This is a genomic window from Rhizobium mongolense subsp. loessense (assembly GCF_900099775.1).
GTDB classification, from domain to species: domain Bacteria; phylum Pseudomonadota; class Alphaproteobacteria; order Rhizobiales; family Rhizobiaceae; genus Rhizobium; species Rhizobium loessense.
The window spans coordinates 1,433,048-1,446,924 of record NZ_FMTM01000001.1; the positions used below are offsets into that span (position 1 = coordinate 1,433,048).

A 13,877-nucleotide genomic window follows, 5' to 3' on the forward strand; every position below is an offset into this window, starting at 1 on the left:
TTTTTGTTTTAGGCGCCGTGCGCGTCAGAATCTTCTGGCGCGAGCATCCATCAAAAAGCGTGATGTTTGAAGCAAAAAATGCCGCTTGATTTCCTGCAGGAAAAATGTAGGAATTTTCTAGCTGCCTTGCAGAAATTATGCAAGATAATTCCTCTACCCTTTCCAGCGCAGGAGCGCGAGCGCACGATGAACACGATCACCCTTACGGAGCGGAAGAATGCCGCGATTTCGCGCGGCGTCGGCATGACCACGCAGATCTATGCCGACCGGGCGGAGAATGCCGAGATCTGGGACAAGGAGGGACGTCGCTACATCGATTTCGCGGCCGGTATCGCAGTGCTCAACACGGGCCACCGTCATCCACGGGTGATCGCCGCGGTAAAAGATCAACTCGATCACTTCACCCATACCTGCCATCAAGTCGTGCCTTATGAAAGCTATGTGCATCTCGCCGAACGTCTGAATGCGCTGGCGCCCGGAAACTTTGCAAAGAAGACGATCTTCGTGACGACGGGCGCCGAGGCCGTCGAAAACGCCGTGAAGATAGCGCGTGCTGCGACCGGCCGCTCCGCTGTCATCGCCTTCGGCGGCGGCTTCCATGGCCGCACCTTCATGGGCATGGCGCTGACCGGCAAGGTCGTGCCCTACAAGGTTGGCTTCGGCGCGATGCCGGGCGATGTTTTCCACGTGCCCTTCCCCGTAGAGATGCATGGCGTGTCTCTTGAACAGTCTCTTGCCGCCCTGAAGAAGCTCTTCGCCGCCGATGTCGATCCGCAGCGCGTGGCCGCTATCATCATCGAGCCGGTTCAGGGCGAAGGCGGTTTCTATCCGGCGCCGGTCGCATTCATGAAGGCGCTCCGCGAACTGTGCGACCAGCACGGCATTCTTCTAATCGCCGACGAAGTGCAGACAGGCTTTGCACGCACGGGTAAGATGTTTGCGATGGACCACCATGAGGTCGCGCCCGACCTGATGACCATGGCAAAGAGCCTTGCCGGCGGCTTTCCGCTGGCTGCCGTCACCGGCCGCGCGGAGATCATGGATGCACCTGCCCCTGGCGGTCTCGGCGGCACCTATGGCGGCAGCCCGCTCGGCATCGCCGCGGCGCATGCCGTGCTCGACGTCATCAAGGATGAGGATCTGTGCAACCGAGCCAACCAACTCGGCAGCCGCCTGAAGCAACGGTTGGAATCTCTACGCGACAAGGTGCCGGAAATCGCCGACATCCGCGGCCCGGGCTTCATGAACGCCGTCGAGTTCAACGACAAGGCGACAAAGCTGCCGAGCGCGGATTTCGCGAACAAGGTCCGCCTGATCGCGCTGGAGAAGGGTCTCATTCTCTTGACCTGCGGCGTGCACGGAAACGTCATTCGCTTCCTTGCCCCGATCACCATCCAGGACAATATCTTCGTCGAAGCGCTCGATATCCTCGAAGCCTCCATCCTTCAAGCAAGTGCGGGCAAGTAACCGCCCTTCGGAGTAAATGACATGCCATTCACGACTGCACTGACCAAGCATGTGCCTTTTTCCTCGCCGTTCCTCCGCGACTCCGGATACATCAACGGCGAATGGACGAGGGGCGAAGCAACCAAAACCTTCGACGTTTTGAACCCGGCCACAGGCGAGGTGCTCGCCTCGCTGCCGGACATGGGTGCTGTCGACACCCGCAAAGCTATCGACGCGGCCTATGCGGCGCAACCTGCATGGGCGGCACGTCCTGCAAGGGAGCGTAGCGCTATCCTGCGCAAGTGGTTCGACCTGATGGTTGCCAACGCCGATGAGCTGGCGGCGATCCTGACGGCGGAAATGGGTAAGCCCTTTCCTGAAGCGCGCGGCGAGATCCTTTATGCCGCCGCGTATATCGAATGGTATGCGGAGGAAGCCAAGCGCATCTACGGCGAAACGATTCCCGCTCCTTCCAACGACAAGCGCATGATCGTTATCAAACAGCCGGTTGGAGTCGTGGGCACCATCACGCCCTGGAACTTCCCGGCGGCGATGATCACCCGCAAGATCGCTCCGGCGCTGGCTGTCGGCTGCACGGTTGTTTCGAAACCCGCCGAGCAAACCCCGCTTTCGGCAATCGCGCTTGCGGTTCTTGCCGAACAGGCCGGCATTCCGGCTGGCGTCTTCAACGTCATTGTCGGCGAAGACGGTCCGGCGATCGGCAAGGAACTTTGCAGCAACGACAAGGTGCGCAAGATCAGCTTTACCGGTTCGACGGAAGTTGGCCGCATTCTGATGCGCCAGTGCGCCGACCAGATCAAGAAGGTGAGCCTCGAGCTCGGCGGCAACGCACCCTTCATCGTATTTGACGATGCCGATCTCGATGCCGCCGTCGAAGGCGCGATCGCCTCCAAATACCGCAATGCCGGCCAGACTTGCGTTTGCGCCAACCGGCTCTACGTCCAGTCAGGCGTCTACGACGCATTTGCGGCGAAGCTGGCAGCAAAGGTCGAAGGCATGTCCGTCGGCGACGGCTTCGAGGCAGGCGTCACGATCGGCCCGTTGATCGACGCGCAGGGACTTGCGAAAGTCGAAGATCACGTCAGCGACGCGCTTTCCAAGGGCGCCAGGGTTCTGACCGGCGGCAAGCGCATCGAAGGCGCCGGCACCTTCTTCACGCCGACCGTATTGACCGGCGTTGCCCGCGGCATGAAGGTAGCACGTGAAGAAACTTTCGGTCCTGTTGCTCCACTCTTTCGCTTCGATACTGTTGAAGAGGTGATTCAACAGGCGAACGACACCGAATTCGGTCTTGCCGCATATTTCTTCGCCGGCGATCTGAAGAAGGTCTGGAAGGTTGCCGAAGCGCTAGAATATGGGATGGTCGGTATCAATACCGGCCTGATGTCCACGGAGACGGCACCCTTCGGCGGCGTCAAGCAATCCGGGCACGGCCGCGAAGGTTCGCGCCATGGCGTCGACGATTATCTCGAAATAAAATACCTCTGCATCGGCAATCTCTGAGCCGAAAGAAAAGGGCGCCGTCGTTGACGCCCTTTTCCTGCCAGTCAATAGTGCGGTGGACGCGTGATCGCCGGGGCTTCGAGGGATTGCTCCTCAAGGGACAGAAAGCGTTCCGTCAGCCGGTCGAGCTTGGTGCGCATCTGCTCGACTGCCTTCCATTGCTTTGCGAGTTGATCGGAAAGCTCGTCGATCGTCTTTGCCTGATGGGCAACCATTTCCTCAAGTTTGGTAATTCGACCCGTCTCGTCGGACATCGGTTTTCTCCCGGCAATTTCTGCCTTTCCAAACCGGAAATAAGTCTTTGCGTCAATGCTTTCGAGGCTCGTAAAAAACAATTCCGAAAGTGAACCGTTTAGTTACTAATAGGGCTTGCCGTCCTTGCTCAGGTGGGATAGGCCCTGTCTAATCAGGGAGGAAATCTGATGGATGTAGGAAACGGCTTTCTTCATCCGGACCGGCTCTTTCCGGCCGATCCGGCAACGCGAACCATCGCGCGCGAGCTTTACGAAGCGGTTCGCAATCTGCCGATTGTCAGCCCGCACGGGCACACCGAACCTTCGTGGTTTGCCGAGGACAAGCCTTTCGAGGATGCGGCTTCGCTGCTTGTCATTCCCGATCACTATCTTTTCCGCATGCTGCACAGTGTCGGCGTCAAACTCGACGATCTCGGCGTGCCGCGGCTCGACGGAAAGCCGGTCGCAGAGGGCCGGGCGATCTGGCGAGCCTTTTCTGCACAGTATCACCTTTTCCGCGGGACGCCTTCCAGCCTCTGGATCGATCATGCGATGTCGGCCGTGCTTGGCTGCGACGAACCGCTGACGCCGGATAATGCCGATAAGCTTTACGACCACATCAACGCAAAATTGGCGCTGCCCGAATTCCGGCCGCGCGCCCTGCACAAGCGTTTCGGTATCGAAACGATTGCGACGACGGAAGGCGCGCTCGACCCGCTGACCCATCACCAGAAGATGGCGGCGGAGGGCTGGATCGGCCGCGTGCGCACCACATACCGGCCGGACAGTGTCACCGATCCAGATGCCGTCGGTTTCCGTGCCAATCTCCTGCAATTCGGCGAAATCACCGGCACCGACATTACCCGGTGGGATGGCATGGTCGATGCGCACCGCAAGCGCCGCGCCTTTTTCCGCCAGTTCGGCGCAACGGCCACTGACCACGGCGTGCCGACGGCCTTTACCGCCGATCTCCCGCTTGCCGACAAGCAGGCGCTGCTCGACAAAGCCCTGAGAGGCCGTCTTTCTGGGGCAGATGCCGAGCTTTTCCGTGGCCTTATGATGACGGAGATGGCCGGCCTCTCGGCCGAAGACGGCATGGTGATGCAAATTCATGCCGGCTCCCGCCGTAACACCGACAGCGGCCTTTTCCAGACGCGCGGTCCGAACATGGGCGCCGATATTCCGACACGCACGGACTGGGTCGGCGGCTTGAATGCACTGCTGTCGAAATACGGCCATGCGCCCGGTCTCAGAGTTGTGCTCTTCACGCTCGACGAGACGACCTATGCCCGTGAACTGGCACCGATGGCCGGGCACTGGGAGTGCCTGATGATCGGCCCGCCCTGGTGGTTCCATGACAGCCCGAACGGCATTCGCCGCTATCTCGACCAGGTCGTTGAAACCGCCGGCTTTGCCAATCTCGCCGGCTTCAACGACGACACGCGGGCTTTGCTTTCAATCCCCGCCCGCCACGACGTCTGGCGCCGCGAGGTCTGCCGCTTCCTGGCGCAGCTCGCAGCCGAGCACCGGATTTCAAAGAAGGATGCCGAAATCGTCGCGCGCGAACTTTCCTATGACAATGCGAAGAAGGCATACAAGCTGTGACGGAGCGACTGCAAAACCTGACGGGCCTCGCGCCGACGGCAAAACTTCCGGCCTATGATCGAAGCAAGCTGAAAAGCGGCATCCTGCATCTCGGTCCGGGTGCCTTTTTCCGCGCGCATTTTGCACCCTTTACCGATGCGGCACTTGCGGCCGCCGGCGGCGACTGGGGCATTGAAGTCGCAAGCCTGCGCACCGCCGATGTCGCGGATCACCTGAACGAGCAGAACGGCCTCTATACGATGCTGATCCGCGATACGTCGGGAACGACGGCGCAGGTGATCGGCCCGATCCTGAAGGCGCATGTCGCAACGCGTGACCCGACAGGGCTGCTTGCCCGCCTGGAAGATCCGGCAATCCGCATCGTCAGCCTGACGGTGACCGAGAAGGCCTATGGTCTGGATACCCTTACCGGCGGCCTCGATCTCAACCATCCCGACATCGCCGCCGATCTTATCCATCCGCATACGCCGCGCGGCGTTGTCGGCTATCTTGTCGAAGGGCTGGCCCGTCGGCGTAAAAAGGGTACTGCGCCCTTCACGCCGCTAAGTTGCGACAACCTGCCGAGCAACGGCGCAGTCCTCAAGCGCCTGGTTCTCGAATTCGCGAGCCGCATCGATCCTTCGTTGCACGACTGGATCGAACAGACCGTACCCTTTCCCTCCACGATGGTGGATCGCATCACCCCGGCCAGTACCGACGTTACCTATGCCGATGCCGAGCGCCTGACGGGACGACAGGATCTTGCGGCGATTGAGACCGAGCCCTTCACGCAATGGGTGATCGAAGACCATTTCGCCAATGGCCGCCCGGCCTGGGAGAAAGCTGGCGTCCTGATGGTCGAGGAGGTCTCGGCCTACGAGAAGATGAAGCTTCGCATGCTGAACGGGGCGCATTCCCTGCTCGCCTATCTCGGATATATAGGTGGCTATGAATACATTCGCGATGTCATGGAAGATGCCGGGTTGGCAGCGCTTGCGCGGCGGCACATGAGCGCGGCAGCTGCGACCCTCGATCCCGTTCCCGGGATCAATCTCGAGCACTATGCGGAAGAACTCATAGCGCGCTTTGCAAATAAGGCGATCGCGCACCGCACCTATCAGATCGCTATGGACGGGACGCAGAAACTGCCGCAACGTCTCCTGGAGCCGGCAACCGAAGCGCTTGCTTATGGCAGCAAGGCGGAGACTTATGCAATCGCAGTCGCCGCCTGGATGCGCTATGCGCTGGGCGTCGACCGGAACGGCAAAAGTTACGAATTGCGTGATCCGAGAGCTGGTGAAATCGCAGATCTCCTTAAAGATGTCCCGCGAAACGGCGCTGCGGTAGCGGCGACGATTTTCGGCCTGCCTGGGCTCTTCCCGGCGGCACTGGCGAAAAACGCTGCTTGGACCGAGGACGTGGCGAACAAGCTGGAGATTTTGATCCAGGATAACAGGCTGCCGTTGATTTGAGTGGGGGGCGCCGCGTTACTCCGCCGCCACTGCGCGCCCAGGTCATTAGGCGCTGAAGGCTCGTTAAGCGGGTGATTCACGGCGCAGACGCGACGTCTCTGGGCGCCTGTCACAAGGACTGGAATGAGGAGAGAGCTGAGCGCTTGCCAAAATCTGGCAGTATAGCCGCATTGCAAACGCCTATTAAGCCTTGATGCGCTTCATCTCCGGATCATAGAGCGGCTTCAGCGACACCGTGCAGGGAATACGCTCCCTTGCAACGTCCAGTTCATAGGTTCCCGACAACATGAAATCCTCGGTCACGCCGTCGGGATCGCGGATGTAGCCGTAGCCGATCGGTTTGCCGATCGTGTAGCCGAAGCCGCCGCTGGAAAGCCAGCCGACACGTTTGCCATTCCGATAAATGGTTTCGCGGCCGAGAAGGACGGTCTCCGGATCATCCGGTACGACGCAAGCGAGCCTCTTTTTCACGCCGCCTGAAAGTTGGCGCTCGATCGCCTTGCGACCACGGAAGTCGATGTTCTTTTTCGTTTTGACTGCCCAGGCGAGCCCCGCCTCGATCGGTGTATGATCTGGGCCGATATCCGAACCCCAAGCACGATAGCCCTTTTCCAGACGGCAGCTTTCGATGGCACGGTAGCCGGCATTGACGAGACCAAAACCGCTGCCGGCAGCCATCAAGGCATCATAGACCGTCGTTGCATATTCGACAGGGACATGGAGTTCATAGCCCAATTCGCCGACATAGGTGATCCGCAACGCCCTGACGGGGCAGCCGACGATGCCGATAGTCTTTACCCGGCCGAATGGAAAGGCGGCGTTGGACACATCACTGGTGGTGACTTTCTCAAGGACAGCGCGGGAATTCGGCCCCATCAGCGAAAGAACCGAATAGGCCGATGTCACATCGACAAGTTCGGCCCGCATGTCTGCCGGTATATTGCGGGCGATCCAATCGAAATCGTGAGTGGCAAAGCCGGTGCCGGTAACGATGTAGAATTCGTTCTCGGCAATGCGGGCGGCGGTGACGTCGCATTCGATGCCGCCCTTGTCGTTCAGCATCTGCGTGTAGGTGAGCGATCCGGCGGGCTTGGCGACATCATTCGAGGCGATCCACGAAAGAGCGGCCTCTGCATCCCTCCCCTTCAGAACAAACTTTGCAAAAGATGTTTGATCGAAGATGACAGCCGCTTCGCGCACGGCCTTGTGCTCGCGGCCGACGGCATCGAACCAGTTCTGGCGGCCGTAAGTATAGACATCCTTCGGCTCCTCGTCGGCAAAGAGATCGGCGAACCAGTTCGGCCGCTCCCAACCGAGCTTTTCGCCGAAGCAGGCGCCCTGAGCCTTGAGGCGATCGTAAAGCGGCGACTTGCGGCAAGGGCGACCGCTCGAATGCTCCTCAAAAGGCCAAGCCATCGTATAATGCTTGCCATAGGCCTCCAGCGTGCGAGTACGCACCCAGTCGGTATCGAAGTGGGGGCGGCCGAAGCGGCGAATGTCGACCGGCCAGAGATCGTAAGGCGGCTCACCTTTGGCGACCCACTCGGCGAGCGCCATGCCGGCACCGCCGCCGGAGGCGATGCCGAAAGCGTTGAACCCGGCGCCGACGAAGAAATTCGTGAGCTCCGGCGCTTCGCCGAGAATGAAATTGCCATCCGGCGTGAAACTCTCAGGTCCGTTCAGGAGCTGTTTGACCCCCGCTTTCTGCAAGCCCGGAACCCTCTCCAGCGCCTGCTCCATGATCTGCTCGAAGTGATCGAAATTGCCGTCGAGCAGCGTGTAATGGAAACCTTCCGGAATGCCGTTCACCGCCCAAGGGATTGGATTCGGCTCATAGCCGCCCATGACGAGCCCCCCAACTTCTTCCTTGTAGTAGGTGAGGCGATCCGGATCGCGCAGCGTCGGCAGGTTCGAAGGCACGCCGAAGGATTCGGTGATGATGTACTGATGCTCGACGGAGACGAGCGGCACGTTGACGCCGAAACGAGCAGCGAAAGCCCGGGTCCACTGGCCGGCGCAAACGATGACTCGCTCGCATTCGATGCGGCCCTTTTCGGTGATGACGGCGCGGATCTTTCCTTTGTCGATTACGAGGTCGAGAACTTCCGTATCCTCGAAGATCGAGACGCCGGACATCCGGGCGCCTTTCGCCAGCGCCTGCGTAATGTCGGAAGGATTGGCCTGGCCGTCGGTCGGCAGATAGGCTGCGCCCACAAGGTCGTCGATCGTCATCAGCGGCCAGAGTTCGAAGGCTTCCTGCGCAGTGAGCAATCGCATGTCGAGACCGAAAGATTGCGCTGTCGTTGCCTGGCGCTTCACTTCCGTCCAGCGCTCTTCATTGCAGGCAAGCCGCAATCCACCGTTCATCTTCCAGCCGGTGCCGAGACCGGTTTCGGCTTCAAGTTTTTTGTAAAGATCGACGGAATAGCCGAGCAGCTGGGTGATGTTGGCACTGGTGCGCAGCTGGCCGACGAGGCCTGCGGCATGAAATGTGGTGCCGGAGGTGAGCTTCTTGCGCTCGAGCAGCACCGTATCCGACCAGCCGAGCTTGCCCAGATGATAGGCCGTCGAGCAACCGATGATGCCGCCGCCGATGACCACGGCTTTCGCCGTCTTCGGTAATTCCTTCGCCATATCACTGGTCCTGTTCAAATGCCTTATAGGCGCGCTCGAAGCGCGCGAGGTTTTCGGCTGTGTAGGCTGCATAATTGAAATCGATGGTCGAATGGATCTCGGAGACCATGCTCCAAAGCGTTTCGCGGAGCAGAGAAGAACATTTCATGGCGCTATAGCGCTGCCAAAGATCCCGCGTCAGCGGCTGGCCGAAATAGGTTTCCAGCATTTGCCGCTCGGCACCTTGCGAAAACTCGTTGTTCGAGGCGAGACCGCCGAGATCAAAGAGAGGCGTGTTGAAACCCGCGTAGTCCCAATCGATCAGCCAGAGACGCTTGCCGTCATCAAGGAAGTTCGCAGCGAGAAGGTCGTTATGGCCGAAGGCTATATCGAAAGGGCCGCCGGCCTGTTCGAGGATTTCGGCCTTTTCAAGCAGCGCGGGAAGCATCGGCGCATAGCCGCTTTCCGCGACAACCAGAGTGGCCGCATAGTCGCGGATGACATGGAAGACCCAGAAGATCATCGCCTGGCCCCGGAAATGAAGGGGGATGTCATGATGGCAGGCGCGAACCAGTGGCACGATACGTGCAAGCATTTGCGCATCCTGGATGTCTTCCGCCGTCAGAGCCCGCGCCTCGATGAAATCGAGGACGAGCACGCCGGGCTCATGATGGATGACCGCAGGCGAAAGTCCGGCAGCGTGGGCTGCCTGGCTGGCCGCAAGCTCGTTCCGGCGGCTGATATGATGAACCGGGATATCGACGCCGAGGCGCACGACGCGGCGCGATATGCGATCGGTTACGAGATAGTTCCGGTTGGTAATGCCGCCGGCAATCGGTGTGATTTCGATCGGGCCTTGCCAGATGCCGAGTGCATGAATCCTATCTTCAGGCGTCACGCTTTCCCCCTCGCAACCCACCTGCAAAGGATGGGCCAGAGCAGGCTTGGCTGTCAAGCAGAGCAGGCTTTATATCGTGGCGCCCGAAGCATCGAAAACATGACAGCGGGCCGGGTCGAAGGACGCTGTAACATTCGTGCCGCGCTCAACCTTCTGCTGACCGTCCAGAGCCACCGTCAGGTGCTGGCCGTCCGGCGTCTTCGTATAGAGCATGGTGGCGCCGCCAAGGTTTTCGACCAGGTCGATGTCGACGGTCGCAAGTGCAATGCCACCATCGGCCACGGACAAGTGTTCCGGACGGATGCCGAAGGTAACCTCCTGACCGGCCGAACCTTTCAAGCGTCGAGGCAGGCGGATTGAACTGCCGCAGACATTGATCGTCGTCTCGCCGTCATTAACCCGCTCGATCTTCGCCTTCAGGAAGTTCATCTTCGGGCTGCCGATGAAGCCTGCGACGAAGCGATTTGCCGGATTGTTGTAAAGGTCGAGCGGAGCGCCGACCTGCTCGATGCGGCCCGAATTCAGCACCACGATCTTGTCTGCCATGGTCATGGCTTCGACCTGATCGTGGGTGACATAGATCATCGTGTTGCCGAGATTACGGTGCAGGCGGGAAATTTCGACGCGCATCTGAACACGCAGTTCCGCATCAAGGTTCGACAACGGCTCGTCGAAGAGAAAGATGCGTGGCTCGCGCACGATGGCGCGGCCGATCGCGACGCGCTGGCGCTGACCGCCGGACAAGGCCTTCGGCTTGCGCTCCAGAAGCTTCTCTATCTGCAGGATTTCAGCGGCGCGGCGCACCTTCGGCTCGATCTGGGCCTTCTTGTATCCGGCCGTCTCAAGACCAAAGGCGAGGTTCTTGTAGACCGACATATGCGGATAGAGCGCATAGGACTGGAAGACCATGGCGATGCCGCGCTTGGCGGGCGCCACTTCGTTCATGCGCTCGTTGTCGAGCAGCAGTCCGCCGCCTGAAATCTCCTCAAGGCCGGCGATCATGCGCAACAGCGTGGACTTGCCGCAGCCGGACGGGCCGACGAAGACCACGAACTCGCCGGGATCGATCGTGAGGTCGATGCCATGGATGACATCCAGCGACCCGTAGCGCTTCTCGACCTTCTGAAGAACGACACTTGTTGCCATCTTCTAAACCCTCTCCTGGTCCGTTATCTCGTTCTTGCACGCCAGTCGGCGTATTTAGGGCTGTCGCGACCGATGGGCAGCGCTACGTCTGCGCCGCTATCGGACGATTGATAGATTGCTGTTACCAGTTCCAGCGCACGCCGCGCATCGGCGCTGGTGACCGGCAGCGGACCATTGCCGTTGAGGTAATCATGAAAGCGGGCCATTTGCGTGTTGAACCGCGGCGCCACCGGTCGCCAGTCGCCAACCGCAGCGTCAATCCTTGCCTGCACTTCATCGTTCGCGGCGATGATCTGCCACGGCTCCTTGCCCGGCGCGTAAGGGTCGTGGTTGCTTTCGAAAGTGACGTTCTCGAAATGTAGCCGCAGCCGGCTGATCTGCTGCTGCGAACCCAGCGTGCAGGAAAGCGAAACGAAGGCGCCGTTTTGCATCTGAAGGCTAACGGAGGCGCAATCTTCCACCTCGATGTTGTTGACGCGCGTAGCAACCCTGCCAAAGACTCGGGCGGCCGGACCTGCGAGGTGGAAGAGCATATCGTGCAGGTGCAGCGCATGCGTTACGAGTACGCCGCCGAGTTCAGTCGCCCATTTGCCGCGCCAGGGAACCGCATAATATTCGGGCTTGCGCAGCCAAAAGGTCTCGACAGCGCCCATGTAGAACTTGCCGGCTATGCCTGCGTCGATGATGTATTTCGCCTTCTGGATGCCATCGCCATAGCGATACTGAAAGATCGGCATCAAAGCGCCCTTGGCACGTTTTTCAGCCTCCACGATCTCATCAACAGCGGCGAGCGAGCCGGTGAGCGGTTTTTCGCAGACGACATGCTTGCCCGCCGCAAGAGCTGCCACGACCTGTTCACGATGAATGCCAGGTGGCGTGCAGATGTCGATGATGTCGATGCCGTCGTCGCCCAGAAGCTCCGTAAAGGTGGTCGTACGCTTCTCAATTCCAAATTCGTCGCCGACGGCCTTCAGGCGATCCTCATTGAGATCGCAGATGGCTGCGACCCTGAACTTATCTGGATGCGGCAGGTAGCCCTCGACGATGTGAGAACGCCCGATACCGCAGCCGACGATGGCAACAGTCTTGATGCTCATGTCAGTTTCCCATCCGCATCAGCGCTTCATGCCGGTCGTGGCGATGCCTTCGATCAGCAGGCGCTGGAAGAAGAGGAAGAAGAAGAAGACGGGCACGAGCGAGAGTGTCGACATGGCGAATAGGCCGCCCCAATCCGATGCACTGGTCGAGTCGACGAAGGTTCGCAGACCGAGCTGGATCGTGTACGTGTTCATGTCATTCAGGTAGATCAGCGGACCGAAGAAATCGTCCCAGGTCCAGATGAAGGAGAAGATTGCGGCTGTCGCCAACACTGGCAGCGATAGCGGCAGCATGATCTTCCAATAGATGCGCCAAGCGCTGCAGCCGTCCATCATGGCGGCCTCATCCAGTTCGCGCGGAATGCCGCGGAAAAACTGCACCATGAGGAAGATGAAAAAGGCATCGCTTGCCAGGAACTTCGGCACCACCAGCGGCAGGATGGTATTGACCCAGCCGAGGTTCAGAAAGAGCACATATTGCGGGATCAGCGTCACGTGATAGGGGATCATCAGCGTGCCGAGCATGATCGCGAACCAGAAGTTCCGGCCAGCAAAGCGCAGGCGCGCAAAGGCGAAGGCAGCGAGGGAACAGGCAATGACATTGCCGATCACCGTCAGCACCGAGATCACCAGGGAGTTCCAGAAGAACCGACCGAAGCTGACATCGAGGCCGACCCATCCACGAAGATAGGATGAGAAATCAATGGACGATGGAAAAATCGACGTTGACGTGAAGATTTCGTTTTCCGGCCTCACCGAAGCCGAAACCATCCAAAGCAACGGATAGAGCATCAGCAGCGAGCCGCCCATCAGCAGGGCATGGACCAAGATCGAGCCTGCCAGGCTGCGCTTGTTGACGTCCGAGGGCGGCTGCGGGGCGGTGACAATGGCAGTCATCTCAGTCATCGTAGTGCACCCAGTAACGCGAGGACAGGAACGAGAAGGCGGTGAAGATCGCGATAATGATCACTAGGATCCAGGCAAGCGCCGAGGCATAGCCCATGCGGAAGTTCCCGAAGGCTTCCTGGTAGAGATAAAGCGTATAGAACAGCGTCGAATTGATCGGGCCGCCGGTGCCGCCGGAGATGATGAAGGCGGGCGTGAAGGCCTTGAAGGCATCGATCGTCTGCACGACGGCGTTGAAGAAGATGACCGGCGTCAGAAGCGGCAGCGTGATCTTGTAGAACTGCCGGAACTTCGAGGCGCCGTCGAGACTGGCGGCTTCGTACATGTCCTGCGGGATCTGACGCAGACCGGCAAGGAAGATGATCATCGGCGAGCCGAACTGCCAGACGCTGAGCGCAACCAGCGTATAGATTGAATAGTTCGGATGCGAAATCCAGCTCGGTCCCTGAATGCCAAATTGTGCAAGTGCCGCATTGACCAAGCCGTCACCGGCAAAAAGCTGGCGCCAGAGGACGGCGATCGCCACGCTCGCGCCGAGCAGCGAGGGCAGGTAGAAGATAGCGCGGTAGATTGGCAGGCCCTTGATGCCCCGGTTCAACGCCAGCGCAACCATCAGCGCAAAAGCAAGCTTGAAGGGCACCGCCAACATCACGTAGGTCAGTGTGACCGACATTGCCGAGGCGAATTTCGGATCGGCAGTGGCGATGCGCACGTAGTTTGCCGCGCCCACCCAGCCCGGCGACCTCAACATGTCGAAGTCGGTGAAGGATAGGTAGAGCGACATCAGGGCAGGTCCGAACGTCAGCCCGAAGAAGCCCAGCAGCCAGGGCAGCAGGAAGAGATAGCCTGGAGCATTGGCATTCCACAGCCGCCTGAACCGGCTGTCGGCCACCGCCCTCCGATACCGTTCTACCGTCGCGGCCTCTGCAGGCATCGTGCGCATCGCATTATTCATATG

The 13,877-nt window shown here is 59.7% G+C and carries 11 protein-coding genes; 4 read left to right on the top strand and 7 right to left on the bottom strand.

Annotated elements, in window-relative coordinates:
- Positions 1-186 precede the first annotated feature (186 nt).
- Both BLP23_RS07295 and BLP23_RS07300 read left to right on the top strand, forming a co-directional pair.
- Positions 187-1,467 (top strand): 4-aminobutyrate--2-oxoglutarate transaminase, encoded by a 1,281-nt coding sequence (locus BLP23_RS07295; RefSeq protein ID WP_092584320.1) that lies wholly within the window; start codon positions 187-189, stop codon positions 1,465-1,467.
- Between the two features lie 21 nt (positions 1,468-1,488).
- Entirely contained in the window at positions 1,489-2,970 is a 1,482-nt protein-coding gene (locus tag BLP23_RS07300; protein WP_092584125.1) for an NAD-dependent succinate-semialdehyde dehydrogenase, read from the top strand.
- A 44-nt stretch (positions 2,971-3,014) separates the two neighbouring features.
- Here the strand turns inward: BLP23_RS07300 and BLP23_RS07305 are convergent, their stop codons facing one another.
- The gene (locus BLP23_RS07305) at positions 3,015-3,224 is read right to left on the bottom strand and encodes a SlyX family protein (RefSeq protein ID WP_092584126.1); all 210 of its coding nucleotides are present in this window, start codon (positions 3,222-3,224) and stop codon (positions 3,015-3,017) included.
- 168 nt (positions 3,225-3,392) lie between these two features.
- Here BLP23_RS07305 and uxaC point away from each other — a divergent pair, with 168 nt between their 5' ends.
- Entirely contained in the window at positions 3,393-4,808 is a 1,416-nt protein-coding gene (gene uxaC, locus BLP23_RS07310) for a glucuronate isomerase (protein WP_092584127.1), read from the top strand.
- Positions 4,805-6,259 (top strand): mannitol dehydrogenase family protein, encoded by a 1,455-nt coding sequence (locus BLP23_RS07315; RefSeq protein WP_092584128.1) that lies wholly within the window; start codon positions 4,805-4,807, stop codon positions 6,257-6,259. Before uxaC ends, BLP23_RS07315 begins: the two co-directional genes overlap by 4 nt.
- A gap of 183 nt (positions 6,260-6,442) precedes the next feature.
- Here BLP23_RS07315 and BLP23_RS07320 read toward each other — a convergent pair whose 3' ends face one another.
- The 6 genes from BLP23_RS07320 to BLP23_RS07345 form a co-directional block, all read right to left on the bottom strand.
- Positions 6,443-8,893, bottom strand: coding sequence for a GcvT family protein (locus BLP23_RS07320; RefSeq protein WP_092584129.1), 2,451 nt, complete (start codon positions 8,891-8,893; stop codon positions 6,443-6,445).
- 1 nt (position 8,894) lies between these two features.
- Entirely contained in the window at positions 8,895-9,770 is an 876-nt protein-coding gene (locus BLP23_RS07325; protein ID WP_092584130.1) for a phosphotransferase, read from the bottom strand.
- 69 nt (positions 9,771-9,839) lie between these two features.
- Positions 9,840-10,916, bottom strand: a complete 1,077-nt coding sequence (locus BLP23_RS07330) for an ABC transporter ATP-binding protein (RefSeq protein WP_092584131.1) — start codon at positions 10,914-10,916, stop codon at positions 9,840-9,842.
- A 23-nt stretch (positions 10,917-10,939) separates the two neighbouring features.
- On the bottom strand, positions 10,940-12,013 hold the full coding sequence (locus tag BLP23_RS07335) for a Gfo/Idh/MocA family protein (RefSeq protein WP_092584132.1): 1,074 nt from the start codon (positions 12,011-12,013) through the stop codon (positions 10,940-10,942).
- Between the two features lie 18 nt (positions 12,014-12,031).
- Positions 12,032-12,910 (bottom strand): carbohydrate ABC transporter permease, encoded by an 879-nt coding sequence (locus BLP23_RS07340; protein WP_407691770.1) that lies wholly within the window; start codon positions 12,908-12,910, stop codon positions 12,032-12,034.
- Between the two features lies 1 nt (position 12,911).
- Positions 12,912-13,874 (bottom strand): carbohydrate ABC transporter permease, encoded by a 963-nt coding sequence (locus BLP23_RS07345; RefSeq protein WP_092584134.1) that lies wholly within the window; start codon positions 13,872-13,874, stop codon positions 12,912-12,914.
- Between the last annotated feature and the right edge of the window lie 3 nt (positions 13,875-13,877).

Excerpts from the sequence above, each read along its gene's own strand:
- BLP23_RS07295 (WP_092584320.1), top strand. The coding sequence starts at position 187 with ATGAACACGATCACCCTTACGGAGCGGAAGAATGCCGCGATTTCGCGC.
- BLP23_RS07300 (WP_092584125.1), top strand. The coding sequence starts at position 1,489 with ATGCCATTCACGACTGCACTGACCAAGCATGTGCCTTTTTCCTCGCCG.
- BLP23_RS07305 (WP_092584126.1), bottom strand. The coding sequence starts at position 3,224 with ATGTCCGACGAGACGGGTCGAATTACCAAACTTGAGGAAATGGTTGCC.
- uxaC (WP_092584127.1), top strand. The coding sequence starts at position 3,393 with ATGGATGTAGGAAACGGCTTTCTTCATCCGGACCGGCTCTTTCCGGCC.
- BLP23_RS07320 (WP_092584129.1), bottom strand. The coding sequence starts at position 8,893 with ATGGCGAAGGAATTACCGAAGACGGCGAAAGCCGTGGTCATCGGCGGC.
- BLP23_RS07330 (WP_092584131.1), bottom strand. The coding sequence starts at position 10,916 with ATGGCAACAAGTGTCGTTCTTCAGAAGGTCGAGAAGCGCTACGGGTCG.
- BLP23_RS07335 (WP_092584132.1), bottom strand. The coding sequence starts at position 12,013 with ATGAGCATCAAGACTGTTGCCATCGTCGGCTGCGGTATCGGGCGTTCT.
- BLP23_RS07340 (WP_407691770.1), bottom strand. The coding sequence starts at position 12,910 with ATGACTGCCATTGTCACCGCCCCGCAGCCGCCCTCGGACGTCAACAAG.
- BLP23_RS07345 (WP_092584134.1), bottom strand. The coding sequence starts at position 13,874 with ATGAATAATGCGATGCGCACGATGCCTGCAGAGGCCGCGACGGTAGAA.